The sequence below is a fragment of the Pseudomonas sp. P106(2024) genome (assembly GCF_057480815.1).
Genome location: NZ_JBLIYU010000010.1, coordinates 1 through 15,172, shown reverse-complemented (window position 1 = coordinate 15,172; position 15,172 = coordinate 1). Strand labels below are relative to the sequence as shown.

Genomic DNA, 15,172 nt, shown 5'->3' with positions numbered 1-15,172 from the left:
GTTGTGACAACGCAATGACCAGTCTGCATGCCGATGAGGCGTTCCTCGACCATTACCAGTTGAGCCACGATCCGTTCGCACCGCGGGTGCCCGGCTTCAAGTTCTTCCCCGCCCAGCGCAAGCCGGTGCTGGGCCAGTTGCATCACCTGGCGCGCTACAGCCAGCTGATGCTGGTGGTCAGCGGCCCGGTGGGCAGCGGCAAGACCCTGCTGCGCCAGGCCCTGGTGGCCAGTACCAACAAGCAGTCGGTGCAGAGCGTGGTGGTGTCCGCCCGTGGCGCCAGTGACGCTGCCAGCGTGCTGGGCCAGGTGGCGCAGTCGCTGAACGTGGCGCAGCCGGAGGTGCAGGCGATCCTGTCGCAGGTGGTTCAGCTGGCGCTGACCGGCCAGGAAGTCTATCTGCTGGTGGACGATGCGGAACAACTCGACGAGTCGGCACTCCAAGCGTTGCTGGAGTTGGCGGCAGGCGTGGCCGAAGGGCGCCCGCATGTGTTCCTGTTCGGCGAGCCTTCGCTGATTGCCGGGCTGGAAGAGCTCAATGCCGATGGCGAGCGCTTCCATGTCATCGAGCTGGCCCCGTACAGCGAGGAAGAGACTCGCGAGTACCTGGAACAGCGCCTGGAAGGCGCCGGCCGGGGCATCGAGGTGTTCAGCGCCGAGCAGATCGTCGACATCCACGAAAACTCCGACGGTTGGCCTGGGAACATCAACCAGGTCGCCCGCGATACCTTGATCGAAGCCATGATCGCCAGCCGTACCACGGTCAAGCGACCATCCATGGGGTTCAAAATGCCTAAGAAACACGTGCTCGCGTTGTCCGCTGTGGTCGTGGTCGCCGTTGGCGCGGCGGTCCTGATGCCCAAGAAGGGCGACAAGGCCCCGACCGAGGCGCCGGCCGCCCAGGCTCAATTGCCACTGGGGCAGGGCAGCAACGGCGCGCCCGCCATCGAGTTCTCCGGTTCCTCGCAACCGATGCCGCTGCCGCTGGTCGGCCAGTCGCAGCCGGTGATGCGCGAGCCCCTGGCCCAGGCCGCCGGCATGGGCGAGGGCGAAGAGGGTGGGCCTGCGGGTGATACCGCTTTGCAGCCTGCCGCGCCGTCGGCCGCCGTGCCGCCGACCGTGACCACCATCGCGCCGCCGCAAGGTGCCACCGCCAGCCCGGCACCAGCTCCTGCCCAACCGGTAACCACCGCTCCGGCACAGTCGGTTGCGCCTGCGCCGAAGCCTGTCGCAACCCAGCCAGTAAAACCGGTTGCACCCGCCAAGCCCGCCCCGGCCCCAACCCAGGTCGCCAGCGCCAAGCCCGCCAGCAAGCCTGCCGAGAAAACCGCCACGGGCGGCGCCGGCAACAGCAGCTGGTATGCCGGCCAGAAACCGGGCAATTACGTAGTGCAGATCTTCGGCACCAGCTCCGAGGCGTCGGCCCAGTCGTTCGTCAAGGCGCAGGGTGGCGACTATCGCTACTTCAAGAAAAACCTGCAGGGCAAGCCGCTGTTTGTCGTCACCTACGGCAACTTCGCCAGCCGCGACGCCGCTGCTGCGGCAATCAAGAACTTGCCAGCCAAGGTCCAGGCTGGTAAACCTTGGCCACGTACCGTCGGCAGCGTCCAACAAGAGCTGGCCACGGCCCGCTGATACCTTCCGGGCGGCACCACCCCGCCGCCCAGTTGCTGAGCGACTTCTAGCTTTCGATCAGCCTGCTGCGCCCGAGCGCGGCAGGCTTTTCTGTCCCAGACTGCCGGCCACAAGCCCTGTGTTGCAGTCATGGCTGAAACGCTTCAGACTCTAGCTAAGCCGTTACCACGGCGCATGGCCCAAAAACATTCAAAATTGCGACATAAATTTTCAATGGTGAGACATGAAAATTTGTGGGCGTCGCTGTCGCTGTGCAACAATGGTTTTCCATGACCACCGCAAAAAAGCTGGCGTTTGATCGGCGTGGATGGTAAGTGGTTGTTAAAAAAGAGATTTGCCTCCGGTTGAGAGGTGAACCTGGTGAGAAAGTGTCTATGAAAACAGGTCTGTACCATCCCGAAGAATTCAAGGACAACTGTGGTTTCGGCCTGATCGCCCATATGACGGGGCAGCCGAGTCACCACCTTCTGCAAACCGCCATGCAGGCGCTGACCTGCATGACCCACCGCGGCGGCATCAACGCCGACGGCAAGACCGGCGACGGTTGCGGTCTGCTCATGCAGAAGCCCGATCAATTCCTGCGTGCCGTGGCCCAGGAACACTTTGCCGTCGAGCTGCCCAGGCAGTACGCCGTCGGCATGGTGTTCTTCAACCAGGACCCGGTCAAAGCCCAGGCCGCCCGCGCCAACATGGACCGCGAGATCGTCAACGCCGGCCTCAAGCTGGTCGGCTGGCGCAAGGTGCCGATCGATACCAGCGTCCTCGGCCGCCTGGCTCTGGAGCGCCTGCCGCAGATCGAGCAGGTGTTCATCGGTGGCGAAGGTCTGAGCGACCAGGAGTTCGCCATCAAGCTGTTCAGTGCCCGTCGCCGTTCGTCCGTGGCCAATGCCCACGACGCCGACCACTACATCTGCAGCTTCTCGCACAAGACCATCATCTACAAAGGCCTGATGATGCCGCGCGATCTCGCGGCGTTCTATCCGGACCTGGGCGACGAGCGCCTGCAGACCGCGATCTGCGTGTTCCACCAGCGCTTCTCCACCAACACCCTGCCGAAGTGGCCGCTGGCCCAGCCCTTCCGCTTCCTCGCCCACAACGGCGAGATCAACACCATCACCGGCAACCGCAACTGGGCCATGGCCCGTCGCACCAAGTTCGCCAACGACCTGATCCCCGACCTCGAAGAGCTCGGCCCGCTGGTCAACCGCGTCGGCTCCGACTCCTCGAGCATGGACAACATGCTCGAGCTGATGGTCACCGGCGGTATCGACCTGTTCCGCGGCGTGCGCATGCTGGTGCCGCCGGCCTGGCAGAACGTCGAGACCATGGACGCCGACCTGCGCGCCTTCTACGAATACAACTCCATGCACATGGAGCCGTGGGATGGCCCGGCCGGCATCGTCATGACCGAGGGCCGCCACGCGGTGTGCCTGCTCGACCGCAACGGCCTGCGCCCGGCGCGCTGGGTGACCACCACCAACGGCTACATCACCATCGCCTCGGAAATCGGCGTATGGGGCTACCAGCCCGAGGAAGTCCTGGCCAAGGGCCGTGTCGGCCCGGGCCAGATCCTTGCCGTGGACACCGAGACCGGGCAGATCCTCGACACCGACGCCATCGACAACCGCCTGAAGTCGCGCCATCCGTACAAGCGCTGGCTGCGCCAGCACGCCACGCGCATCCAGGCGACGCTGAGCGACGACCAGGGCGTGGCCAGCTACGACGCCGACCAGCTCAAGCAATACATGAAGATGTTCCAGGTCACCTTCGAGGAGCGTGACCAGGTGCTGCGTCCGCTCGGCGAGCAAGGCCAGGAAGCGGTCGGCTCGATGGGCGACGACACGCCGATGGCCGTGCTGTCGCAGCGCGTGCGCTCGCCGTACGACTTCTTCCGCCAGCAGTTCGCCCAGGTGACCAATCCGCCGATCGACCCGCTGCGCGAGGCGATCGTGATGTCCCTGGAAATCTGCCTGGGCGCCGAACGCAACATCTTCCAGGAGTCCCCCGAGCACGCCTCGCGGGTGATCCTCAGCTCGCCGGTCATCTCGCCCGCCAAGTGGCGTTCGCTGATGAACCTGGAGCGTGAAGGCTTCGACCGCCAGCTGATCGACCTCAACTATGAAGAGAGCGTCGGCCTCGAAGCGGCCATCCGCAACATCGCCGACCAGGCCGAGGAGGCCGTGCGCGGCGGCAAGACCCAGCTGGTGCTGAGCGACCGCTACATCGCCCCGGGCAAGCTGCCGGTGCACGCCTCGCTGGCCGTTGGCGCGGTACACCACCGCCTGACTGAACAGGGCCTGCGCTGCGACAGCAACATCCTGGTCGAGACCGCCACCGCCCGTGACCCGCATCACTTTGCCGTGCTGCTGGGCTTCGGTGCCTCGGCCGTCTACCCGTACCTGGCCTACGAAGTGCTGGCCGACCTGATCCGCACCGGCGAGGTGCTGGGCGACCTGGACGAAGTCTTCAAGTACTACCGCAAGGGCATCTCCAAGGGCCTGCTGAAGATCCTGTCGAAGATGGGTATCTCCACCATCGCCTCGTACCGTGGCGCCCAGCTGTTCGAAGCCGTGGGCCTGGCCGAGGAAGTGGTCGGCCTGAGCTTCAAGGGCGTGTCGAGCCGCATCAAGGGCGCACGTTTCGTCGACCTCGAGAGCGACCAGAAGCTGCTGGCCGCCGAGGCCTGGAGCGCGCGCAAGCCGATCCAGCAGGGTGGTCTGCTCAAGTTCGTCCACGGCGGTGAATACCACGCCTACAACCCGGATGTGGTCAACACCCTGCAGGCCGCCGTGCAGCAGGGCGACTATGCCAAGTTCAAGGAGTACACCACGCTGGTCGACCAGCGTCCGGTGTCGATGATCCGCGACCTGCTCAAGGTCAAGGTCGCCGAGCAGCCGCTGGCGCTGGACCAGGTCGAGCCGCTGGAGGACATCCTCAAGCGTTTCGACTCCGCCGGCATCTCCCTGGGCGCGCTGTCGCCGGAGGCCCACGAGGCCTTGGCCGAGGCGATGAACCGCCTGGGCGCGCGCTCCAATTCCGGCGAGGGCGGTGAAGACCCGGCCCGCTACGGCACCATCAAGAGCTCGAAGATCAAGCAGGTGGCCACCGGCCGCTTCGGCGTGACCCCTGAGTACCTGGTCAATGCCGAGGTGCTGCAGATCAAGGTGGCCCAGGGCGCCAAGCCCGGCGAGGGCGGCCAGCTGCCGGGCGGCAAGGTCAACGGCCTGATCGCCCGGCTGCGCTACGCGGTGCCGGGCGTGACCCTGATCTCGCCGCCGCCGCACCACGATATCTACTCGATCGAAGACCTGGCCCAGCTGATCTACGACCTCAAGCAGGTCAATCCGCAGGCGCTGGTGTCGGTCAAGTTGGTGGCAGAGGCCGGCGTCGGCACCATCGCCGCGGGCGTGGCCAAGGCCTATGCCGACCTGATCACCATCTCCGGCTACGACGGTGGCACCGGCGCCTCGCCGCTGACCTCGATCAAGTACGCTGGCGCGCCATGGGAACTGGGCCTGGCCGAAACCCACCAGACCCTGCGCGGCAACGACCTGCGCGGCAAGGTGCGGGTGCAGACCGACGGCGGCCTGAAAACCGGCCTGGACGTGATCAAGGCCGCCATCCTCGGCGCCGAGAGCTTCGGCTTCGGCACCGCGCCGATGATCGCCCTGGGCTGCAAGTACCTGCGCATCTGCCACCTGAACAACTGCGCCACCGGCGTGGCCACGCAGAACGACAAGCTGCGCAAGGATCACTACATCGGCACCGTCGACATGGTGATCAACTTCTTCACCTTCGTCGCCGAAGAGACCCGCGAGTGGCTGGCCAAGCTGGGCGTGCGCAGCTTGGGTGAGCTGATCGGCCGCACCGACCTGCTCGACGTGCTGCCGGGCGACACCGAGCGCCAGCATCACCTCGACCTGTCGCCGCTGCTGGGCAGCTCGCACATTCCGGCCGACAAGCCGCAGTTCTGCGAAGTCGACAAGAACCCGCCGTTCGACAAGGGCGAGCTGGCCGAGAAGATGGTCGCCATGGCCCTGCCGGCGATCCGCGACCAGGCCGGTGGCGAGTTCAGCCTCGACATCTGCAACTGCGACCGCTCCATCGGTGCGCGCATCTCCGGCGAGATCGCCAGGCTGCACGGCAACCAGGGCATGGCCGCGGCGCCGATCACCTTCCGCTTCAAGGGCACCGCTGGCCAGAGCTTCGGCGTTTGGAACGCCGGTGGCCTGAACCTGCACCTGGAAGGCGACGCCAACGACTACGTCGGCAAGGGCATGACCGGTGGCAAACTGACCATCGTGCCGCCAGCCGGCAGCCCATTCGAAACCCAGCACAGCGCCATCGTCGGCAACACCTGCCTGTACGGTGCCACCGGCGGCAAGCTGTTCGCCGCCGGCACCGCGGGCGAGCGCTTCGCTGTGCGTAACTCCGGCGCCCACGCTGTGGTCGAGGGCACCGGCGATCACTGCTGTGAATACATGACCGGCGGCTTTGTCTGCGTCCTGGGCAAGACCGGTTACAACTTCGGTTCTGGCATGACGGGCGGCTTCGCCTACGTGCTCGACATGGACAATAGCTTCGTCGACAAACTCAACCACGAGCTGGTGGAAATCCAGCGCATCAGTGGTGAGGCGATGGAGGCTTACCGCAGCCACCTGGCACGGGTCCTGGGCGAGTACGTGGAAGAAACCGGCAGCGAGTGGGGGCGTGAGCTCTCCGAGAACCTGGACGACTACGTGCGGCGCTTCTGGCTGGTCAAGCCGAAGGCGGCCAACCTCAAGCAACTGCTGTCCAGCACCCGTGCTAACCCGCAGTAAGAACAGCTGCAAGTGACGGCCCCGTTTGCGGGGCCCGTCCTGCTCAAGTGATTGTCTTGCAGCTTGCGGCCTAAGGCCGGCAACTGCGGTAAAGAGGTTTTGAAAAATGGCTGAACGTCTGAGCAACGACTTCCAGTTCATCGAAGTGGGCCGCAAGGACCCGAAGAAAAAGCTGCTGCGCCAGCGCAAGAAGGAGTTCGTCGAGATCTACGAACCTTTCAAGCCGCAGCAGTCCGTGGAGCAGGCGCACCGCTGCCTGGGCTGCGGCAACCCGTATTGCGAATGGAAGTGCCCGGTGCACAACTTCATCCCCAACTGGTTGAAGCTGGTCTCCGAAGGCAACATCCTGGCCGCGGCCGAGCTGTCGCACCAAACCAACACCCTGCCGGAAGTGTGCGGCCGTGTGTGCCCGCAGGACCGTCTGTGCGAAGGGGCGTGCACCCTGAACGACGGCTTTGGCGCGGTGACCATCGGCTCGGTGGAGAAGTACATCACCGACACCGCCTTCGCCATGGGCTGGCGCCCGGACATGTCCAAGGTCAAGCCCACCGGCAAGCGCGTCGCCATCATCGGTGCCGGCCCTGCTGGCCTGGGCTGCGCCGACGTGCTGGTGCGCGCGGGCGTGACCCCGGTGGTGTTCGACAAGAACCCCGAGATCGGTGGCCTGCTGACCTTCGGCATCCCCGAGTTCAAGCTGGAAAAGACCGTGCTGAGCAATCGCCGCGAAGTCTTCACCGGCATGGGCATCGAGTTCCGGCTGAACACCGAGGTGGGCAAGGACATCAGCATGGAACAGCTGCTCGCCGAGTACGATGCGGTGTTCATGGGCATGGGTACCTATACCTACATGAAGGGCGGCTTCCCGGGTGAGGACCTGCCGGGCGTGCATGACGCGCTGGACTTCCTGATCGCCAACGTCAACCGCAACCTCGGTTTCGAGAAGTCGCCGGAAGACTTTGTCGACATGCAGGGCAAGAAGGTCGTGGTCCTGGGGGGTGGCGACACCGCGATGGACTGCAACCGCACCTCGATCCGCCAGGGCGCCAAGTCGGTAACCTGCGCCTATCGCCGTGACGAGGCCAACATGCCGGGTTCGCGCAAAGAGGTGAAGAACGCCAAGGAAGAGGGCGTGAAGTTTCTCTACAACCGCCAGCCCATCGCCATCGTTGGCGAAGACAAGGTCGAGGGTGTGAAGGTGGTCGAGACCCGTCTCGGCGAGCCGGATGCCCGTGGCCGCCGCAGCCCCGAGCCGATCCCGGGCTCCGAGGAGATCCTGCCGGCCGACGCCGTGGTGATCGCCTTTGGTTTCCGCCCGAGCCCGGCGCCGTGGTTCGAGCAGCATGGCATCCAGCTGGACAGCCAGGGCCGCGTGGTGGCGCCGGAGAAGGGCAAGTTCAAGCACCAGACCAGCAATCCGAAAGTGTTTGCCGGTGGTGATATGGTGCGGGGCTCGGACTTGGTGGTGACCGCCATTTTCGAAGGCCGCACCGCTGCCGAGGGCATCCTGGATTACCTCGAAGTCTGATCGATCCTTGGGGCCGCTTTGCGGCCCCAAGGGTATTTTGTATACAAAAACGCTTGATCCAAGGCACCCAATAGACAAAACGCATGGCCGTGGCCGTGCCTTTTGTCCCCGCGTCTGAGAAAATGCCCGCACTTTTTTTCCGGATGCCGACATGACTGCCCTGAAGAACGATCGTTTCCTGCGTGCACTGCTCAAGCAACCCGTAGACGTTACCCCGGTATGGATGATGCGCCAGGCCGGCCGCTACCTGCCGGAGTACCGCGCCAGCCGCGCCAAGGCCGGCGACTTCATGAGCCTGTGCATGAACCCGCAGTTCGCCTGCGAGGTCACCCTGCAGCCGCTGGACCGCTACCCGCTGGACGCGGCGATCCTCTTCTCGGACATCCTCACCATCCCCGACGCCATGGGCCAGGGCCTGTACTTCGAGACCGGCGAAGGCCCGCGTTTCAAGAAGGTCATCAGTACCCTGGCCGACATCGAGGCACTGCCGATTCCCGACCCGCAGAAGGACCTGGGCTATGTGATGGACGCGGTCAGCACCATCCGTCGCGAACTCAACGGCCGCGTGCCACTGATCGGCTTCTCCGGCAGCCCGTGGACCCTGGCCACCTACATGGTCGAGGGCGGCTCGTCGAAGGACTTCCGCAAGACCAAGGCCATGGCCTACGACAATCCCGAGGCCCTGCACCTGCTGCTGGACAAGCTGGCGCAGTCGGTCACCAGCTACCTCAATGGCCAGATCCTGGCTGGGGCGCAGGCCGTGCAGATCTTCGACACCTGGGGCGGCAACCTGTCGGCGGCGGCCTACCAGGAGTTCTCCCTGGCCTACATGCGCAAGATCGTCAGCGGCCTGATCCGCGAGCACGAAGGGCGCAAGATACCGGTGATCCTGTTCACCAAGAACGGCGGCTTGTGGCTGGAAAGCATCGCCGAGGCCGGTGCCGACGCCCTGGGCCTGGACTGGACCTGCGAGATCGGCGACGCCCGCCGCCGCGTCGGCGACAAGGTGGCGCTGCAGGGCAACATGGACCCGACCGTGCTGTACGCCAAGCCCGAGGCGATCCGCAAGGAAGTGGCGCGCATCCTCGCCAGCTACGGCAAGGGCAGCGGCCATGTGTTCAACCTGGGTCATGGCATCACCCCCGAGGTCGATCCTGAGCACGCTGGTGTGTTCATTAACGCCGTGCATGAGTTGTCGGCGCAGTACCACCGGTAATCGGTGTGCAACGCGAGAAGCCCGGCCAAGTGCCGGGCTTTTTGTTGTATTAAGTTTCAATTCAGCGATCGTCGGTAATCTGGGGCCATCAAAACGCAAACAGGACCCGATCACCATGAAAGCTCGTTACCTGCCCCTGATCCTCGCCCCACTGTTCAGCACCGCCGCCCTGGCCGCCGGCTACACCGGCCCTGGCGCCCAGGCCGTGACCACGGTCGCTGCCGCCAACGATGCCGCCGACGACACCCCGGTGGTGCTGCAGGGCTTCGTGACCAAGAAGATCAACAACGACGACAAGTACGAGTTCAAGGACAACACTGGCACCATCACCGTCGAGATCGACGACGAAGACCTGCCGCCGACGCCGTTCAACGACAAGACCAAGGTCAAGCTGACCGGCGAGGTGGAGAAACACCTGATGAGTCGCGAAGTGGATGTAGATATTGTCGAGATCATCAACTGATCGGCGACGATGGGCTGCCTTGCAGCCCTTTCGTGGCACAAGCCCTGTTCACGGGCGCGTGCCATAGGCATCAGCGCATCTCGGTGCGCAATTGCTCGATCCGCTGGTCCTTCTCCACCCACAGCTGGTTCACCCAGGCCTGCACGGTCTGGCGGAAGGCCGGGTCGTTCTCGTAGTCGCCTGCACTCAACGTCGGGTCCAGCTCGCGCACGCGGATGTCGATGATCACCCGGCTGATGCTGCCGTTGAGCAGGTCCCAGAACCCCGGTGCCTTGTCGCCCGGGTAGACGATGGTCACGTCGAGCAGGGCGTCCAGCTGCTCGCCCAGCGCCGCCAGCACGAAGGCCACGCCGCCGGCCTTGGGCTTGAGCAGGTGGCGATAGGGCGACTGCTGCTGCTCGCGCTTGGCCTCGGTGAAACGGGTGCCTTCTAGGTAGTTGACCACGGTCACCGGCTGGCGCTTGAACAGCTCGCAGGCGGCCTTGGTGATCTCCAGGTCCTTGCCCTTGAGTTCGGGATGCTTGTCGAGGAAGGCCTTGCTGTAGCGCTTCATGAACGGGTAGTCCAGGCCCCACCAGGCCAGGCCCAGCAGCGGTACCCAGATCAGCTCCTTCTTGAGGAAAAACTTGAAGAACGGCACGCGGCGGTTGAGGCTTTCGATCAGCGCCGGGATATCGACCCAGGTCTGGTGGTTGCTGATGCACAGGTACGAGGTGTCCTGGCGCAGGGTTTCCACGCCGCGGATGTCCCACTGGGTGGGGATGCACAGGGCGAAGATGGCCTTGTCGATTTCCGACCAGGTCTCAGCGATCCACATCACCGCGGCTGACGCGTAGTCGCGGCCACGGCCGGGCAGTACCAGCTTGAGCAGGGCGAAGACCAGCAACGGGCCGATCAGCACCAGGGTGTTGAGCAGCAGCAGGGTGAGGGTGAGGATGCCGGTCAGCAGGCGACGCATAAAGGGACTCTTGTTGTGTAAGGTGAACGGTTGGCAATGATAAGCAGGGTCTGGCCCTTAGCCAAACGTCGTACGGCCATTAACTGGGACAAATGTTTCACATTGTGTTGTTTACCCTGTTGCAACGAACCTATCCTGCCTGCGCAGTCTAAGCACTGACCCCTCTCAAGGAAGCCTGCCCTGTGAAACCCCTGCTTGCCCTGCTGTCCCTTCTGGCGCTGCCGGCGATGGCCGCCGAGCCCACCCTGTATGGCCGCTACGAGAACATCGCCTTGCCGGAGATCGGTGAAACCCTGAAGGCCAAGATGGACACCGGTGCCTACACTGCGTCGCTGTCGGCCAAGGACATCGAGCAGTTCACCCGTGACGGCGAGGATTGGGTGCGTTTCCGCCTGGCCACCAAGGATGCTGACGGAAAGGTCTATGAACACAGGCTGGCGCGCATCAGCAAGATCAAGAATCGCGCCGACGAGGAAGACGAAGGCGACGCGCCCGAGTTGTCGCGCCGCCCGGTGGTCGACCTGGAACTGTGCCTGGGCGATGTGAAGCGAACCGTGGAGGTCAACCTGGTCGACCGCAGCAGCTTCAACTACCCGCTGCTGGTGGGCGCCAAGGCCCTGCGCGAGTTCAAGGCGGCGGTGAACCCGGCGAAGAAGTTCACGGCGGGCAAGCCGGACTGCTGATACGGCAGCGGCAAGCCACAAGGGACAAGCTGCAAGAAACGGCGGATCGGTGTAAGTTGCCGCGATCCGCTTTCACTTGAAGCTTGCAGCTTGAGGCTTGCCGCTCAGATGCCCCACATCCTTATCGTCGAAGACGAATCCGCCATCGCCGACACCCTGGTCTACGCCCTGCAGGCCGACGGCCACAGCACCGAGTGGGTAACCCTCGGCAGCGCCGCCGTCGAGCAGCAGCGCCAGCGTCCGGCCGACCTGGTGATCCTCGACATCGGCCTGCCCGACATCAACGGTTTCGAGACCTGCCGCCAGTTGCGCCGCTTTAGCGAGGTGCCGGTGATGTTCCTCAGCGCCCGCGACGCGGAGATCGACCGGGTGCTGGGCCTGGAGATCGGTGCCGACGACTACGTGGTCAAACCCTTCAGCCCCCGTGAGGTGGCGGCGCGGGTACGGGCCATCCTCAAGCGCATGGCGCCCAGGTCGGACGCGGCCAGCGAAAGCACGCCGTTCCAGCTCGACACCCTGGCCATGCGCATCAGCTACCGTGGCCAGGCGCTGACACTAACCCGCCACGAGTTCCGTCTGCTGCAGAGCCTGCTCGAACAACCACGGCGGGTATTCAGCCGTGAACAGCTGCTCGACGGCCTCGGCGTGGCTTCGGACGTCGGCTACGAGCGCACCATCGACAGCCATATCAAGAGCCTGCGCGCCAAGCTGCGCCAGGTCGCGCCCGACGCCGAGGCGATCCAGACCCACCGCGGCCTGGGCTACAGCTACAGCCCTGAGCACGCCTGATGCGCCTGGGCATCCGCATCTTCCTGGTGTACTTCCTGTTCGTCGGCCTGGCGGGCTACTTTCTGCTCAACACGGTGCGCGAGCAGATACGCCCGGTGGTGCGGCAATCATCGGAAGAAACCCTGGTGGACACCGCCAACCTGCTGGCCGAGATCCTTCACGACGATGTGAAGAACGCCACCCTGAACCAGAGCCGCCTGTCGCAGGTGCTCGCCTCCTATGGCGAGCGGCGACCCAGCGCGCAGATCTGGGGGCTGGCGAAGAACCAGGTCAGCCACCGGATCTACGTGACCGACGCCAAGGGCATCGTCCTGCTCGACTCCAGCGGCCAGGACCTGGGCAAGGACTATTCACGCTGGAATGATGTCTACCTGACCCTGCGCGGCCAGTACGGCGCCCGTTCGACCCGCAGCGATCCGGACGACGAAAGCACTTCGGTGATGCATGTAGCGGCGCCGATCCTCGACCAGGGCCAGATCATCGGCGTGGTCACCGTGGCCAAGCCGAACAGCTCATTGCAGCCCTACATCGACCGCTCCGAGCGGCGCCTGCTCATTCTCGGGCTGGGATTGATCGTGCTGGGGCTGCTGGTCGGCGCGGCCTTGTCGTGGTGGCTGACCCGCTCGCTGCGCCGGCTCACCCATTACGCCCAGGCGGTCAGCGAGGGCGAGCGCGCCGCGTTGCCGCACTACAAGGGCGGCGAGCTGTTGCAACTGGCCACGGCGGTGGAGCGCATGCGCACCCAGTTGGAGGGCAAGGCGTATGTCGAACGCTATGTGCATACGCTCACCCATGAGCTCAAGAGCCCGTTGGCGGCGATCCGCGGCGCCTCGGAGCTGCTGCAGGGCGATATGCCGCACGAGCAGCGGGCGCGCTTTGCCGGCAACATCGAGCGCGAGAGCGAGCGTCTGCAGCAGATGATCGAGCGCCTGCTCAACCTGGCGCGGGTCGAGCAGATGCAGGCATTGGAAGATGAGCAGCAGGTGGCGGTGGCAGCGCTGATCGACGAGCTGCTGCTGGCCCATGGCGCGAGGATCGACACTGCCGCGTTGCAGGTGCGCCAGCGCATTCCGGCGGGCGTCAGGTTGCTGTGCGATCCGTTCCTGATGCGTCAGGCCCTGGCCAACCTGCTGGACAACGCGCTGGATTTCACCCCCGAGCGTGGCGCGCTGGCCTTCGAGCTGGAGCGTGACGGCGAGCGGGTGGCCTTGAGCCTGTTCAACCAGGGGCAGCCGATTCCCGAATACGCCCTGGGGCGGGTCAGCGAGCGGTTCTATTCGCTGCCAAGGCCCGGGACCGGGCGCAAGAGCACCGGGCTGGGGCTGAACTTCGTGGCCGAGGTGATGCAGTTGCATGGCGGGGGGCTGGCGGTGGACAACGTCGAGGGTGGGGTACGGGTGAGGTTGTGGCTGCCTGCGCGTCGATTCAGCTGAGAGGCAGGTACCCTGTGGGAGCGGGCCATCCAGGCAATCTCCACACAATCTCCACATTTCCTCCCCGAGGGCTCCACGCGGCGGGCAGACACTGCCCCCATCGCAAACGGAGCCTTACCCCATGAACAAGACCCTAGGTTTCAAGCTCGGCCTGATCGCCGTGCTGATCCTGCTGCTGCTGATCCCCTTGCTGATGATTGGCGGCCTGATCGACGAACGCCAGCAACTGCGCAACAACGTGCTGGGCGAGATCGCCGCGAGCTCCAGCTACGACCAGCTGGTCAGCGGCCCGGTACTGGTGGTGCCCTATCGCAAGTTCGAGCGGCGCTGGATCGACAAGGACGGCACGAGCGTCCAGGAGACCACCACGATGCACGGCAATCTCTACTTCCTGCCGGAAACCTTCGCGATGGATGTCGGTGTCGATACCGAGCTGCGCGCCCGCGGCATCTACCAGGCGCGCCTGTTCCATGCCAAGGGGCAGGTCAGCGGTCGCTTCAAGCTGCCTGAGCGCTGGGGGATCGAGAAGGACTACGACGACTACCGCTTCGACAAGCCGTTCCTGATGGTCGGCATCAGCGACATTCGCGGCATCGAGAACAGCCTGGAGCTCACCCTGGATGACCAGCGCCTGCCGTTCGAGGCCGGCAGCGGCGTCGACTGGTTGCCCGGTGGCGTGCATGTGGCCCTGCCGCAGTTCAGCGACCAGAAGGCCCGCGAGTTCGACTACGCCTTCGACCTGGCCCTGCTGGGCACCGGCCAGCTGGCGGTGCTGCCGGTCGGCCGCAGCACCACGATAGACATGCGCGCCAACTGGCCGCACCCGAGCTTCGTCGGCAGCTACTTGCCCAGCCGCCGGGCGATCGATGAGAAGGGCTTCAGCGCCCACTGGCAGACCTCGTTCTTCGCCACCAACCTGGAAGAGTCCTTGCGCCTTTGCGCGACCGTCGGCAAGTGCGGTGATTTCAACGAGCGTGCTTTTGGCGTCAGCTTTGTCGACCCGGTGGACCAGTACCTCAAGAGCGAACGGGCGATCAAGTATGCGCTGCTATTCATCGCCCTGACTTTTGCCGGCTTCTTCCTGTTCGAAGTGCTCAAGAACCTCAGCGTGCACCCGGTGCAGTACATCCTGGTGGGCGTGGCCCTGGCGTTCTTCTACTTGCTGTTGCTGTCGCTGTCCGAGCACCTGGGGTTTGGCCTGGCCTACGGGCTGTCGGCGTCAGGATGCGTGCTGCTGATCGGCTTCTATCTGGTTCATGTACTGCGCAGCCAGGGGCGTGGCGTGGGCTTTGCGGCCGGACTGGCGGCGTTGTACGCGATGCTCTATGGGCTGCTCAGCGCCGAGGACTACGCCCTGCTGATGGGCTCACTGCTTTGCTTCGGGTTGCTGGGTGTGTTCATGGTGCTGACCCGTCGGCTGGACTGGTCGCGGGTGGGGAGGGGCGTATGAGGGAGGATAGAGAGATCGGGCGCTGGTTGGCTGTGAGGATTGGCCAGCTATTTCCTGTGATACCGAGGTGAATTCTGGGGCTGCTCTGCAGCCCTTTCGCGAGGAAGTGTCAGATTTTTTGTGTGCGGGCCGGTAACGGCCTGCCGTCAGGCAGGCCCTGACTTTCACCAGGTCGGCCTGATGAACCGATCTCCGTACAAA

Annotated in this window: 10 protein-coding genes; 9 read left to right on the top strand and 1 reads right to left on the bottom strand. The window is 64.6% G+C overall.

Going from position 1 to position 15,172, the window contains the following annotated elements:
- Nucleotides 1–14: 14 nt before the first annotated feature.
- The 5 genes from AC25M7_RS16705 to AC25M7_RS16685 all read left to right on the top strand — a co-directional run bounded on the left by AC25M7_RS16705 (nucleotide 15) and on the right by AC25M7_RS16685 (nucleotide 9,658).
- Nucleotides 15–1,634 carry an AAA family ATPase gene (locus tag AC25M7_RS16705; protein WP_186594740.1) on the top strand — a complete coding sequence of 540 codons (1,620 nt, stop codon included), beginning with the start codon at nucleotides 15–17 and terminating at the stop codon, nucleotides 1,632–1,634.
- A 374-nt stretch (nucleotides 1,635–2,008) separates the two neighbouring features.
- Nucleotides 2,009–6,454, top strand: coding sequence for a glutamate synthase large subunit (gltB, locus tag AC25M7_RS16700; protein ID WP_069016542.1), 4,446 nt, complete (start codon nucleotides 2,009–2,011; stop codon nucleotides 6,452–6,454).
- Between the two features lie 106 nt (nucleotides 6,455–6,560).
- Nucleotides 6,561–7,979: an FAD-dependent oxidoreductase gene (locus AC25M7_RS16695; protein ID WP_028689105.1), complete on the top strand. Its 1,419-nt coding sequence runs from the start codon at nucleotides 6,561–6,563 to the stop codon at nucleotides 7,977–7,979.
- A 151-nt stretch (nucleotides 7,980–8,130) separates the two neighbouring features.
- Nucleotides 8,131–9,195 (top strand): uroporphyrinogen decarboxylase, encoded by a 1,065-nt coding sequence (gene hemE, locus AC25M7_RS16690; RefSeq protein ID WP_062362854.1) that lies wholly within the window; start codon nucleotides 8,131–8,133, stop codon nucleotides 9,193–9,195.
- 115 nt (nucleotides 9,196–9,310) lie between these two features.
- Nucleotides 9,311–9,658 (top strand): YgiW/YdeI family stress tolerance OB fold protein, encoded by a 348-nt coding sequence (locus AC25M7_RS16685; protein WP_028689103.1) that lies wholly within the window; start codon nucleotides 9,311–9,313, stop codon nucleotides 9,656–9,658.
- 70 nt (nucleotides 9,659–9,728) lie between these two features.
- On the opposite strand, the gene AC25M7_RS16680 is transcribed toward AC25M7_RS16685, so the two are convergent.
- Nucleotides 9,729–10,616 (bottom strand): 1-acylglycerol-3-phosphate O-acyltransferase, YihG family, encoded by an 888-nt coding sequence (locus tag AC25M7_RS16680; protein ID WP_280063927.1) that lies wholly within the window; start codon nucleotides 10,614–10,616, stop codon nucleotides 9,729–9,731.
- A 182-nt stretch (nucleotides 10,617–10,798) separates the two neighbouring features.
- On the opposite strand from AC25M7_RS16680, the gene rloA2 reads away from it, so the two are divergent.
- From rloA2 to creD, 4 genes are all read left to right on the top strand, one after another.
- Complete coding sequence (rloA2, locus tag AC25M7_RS16675; RefSeq protein ID WP_028689101.1) at nucleotides 10,799–11,299, top strand: retropepsin-like aspartic peptidase RloA2; 501 nt, start codon at nucleotides 10,799–10,801, stop codon at nucleotides 11,297–11,299.
- 108 nt (nucleotides 11,300–11,407) lie between these two features.
- Nucleotides 11,408–12,088: a two-component system response regulator CreB gene (gene creB, locus AC25M7_RS16670; RefSeq protein ID WP_247283745.1), complete on the top strand. Its 681-nt coding sequence runs from the start codon at nucleotides 11,408–11,410 to the stop codon at nucleotides 12,086–12,088.
- Nucleotides 12,088–13,521: a two-component system sensor histidine kinase CreC gene (creC, locus tag AC25M7_RS16665; RefSeq protein ID WP_486971287.1), complete on the top strand. Its 1,434-nt coding sequence runs from the start codon at nucleotides 12,088–12,090 to the stop codon at nucleotides 13,519–13,521. Before creB ends, creC begins: the two co-directional genes overlap by 1 nt.
- Nucleotides 13,522–13,642: 121 nt before the next feature.
- Nucleotides 13,643–14,971, top strand: coding sequence for a cell envelope integrity protein CreD (creD, locus tag AC25M7_RS16660; RefSeq protein WP_486971286.1), 1,329 nt, complete (start codon nucleotides 13,643–13,645; stop codon nucleotides 14,969–14,971).
- Nucleotides 14,972–15,172 lie beyond the last annotated feature (201 nt).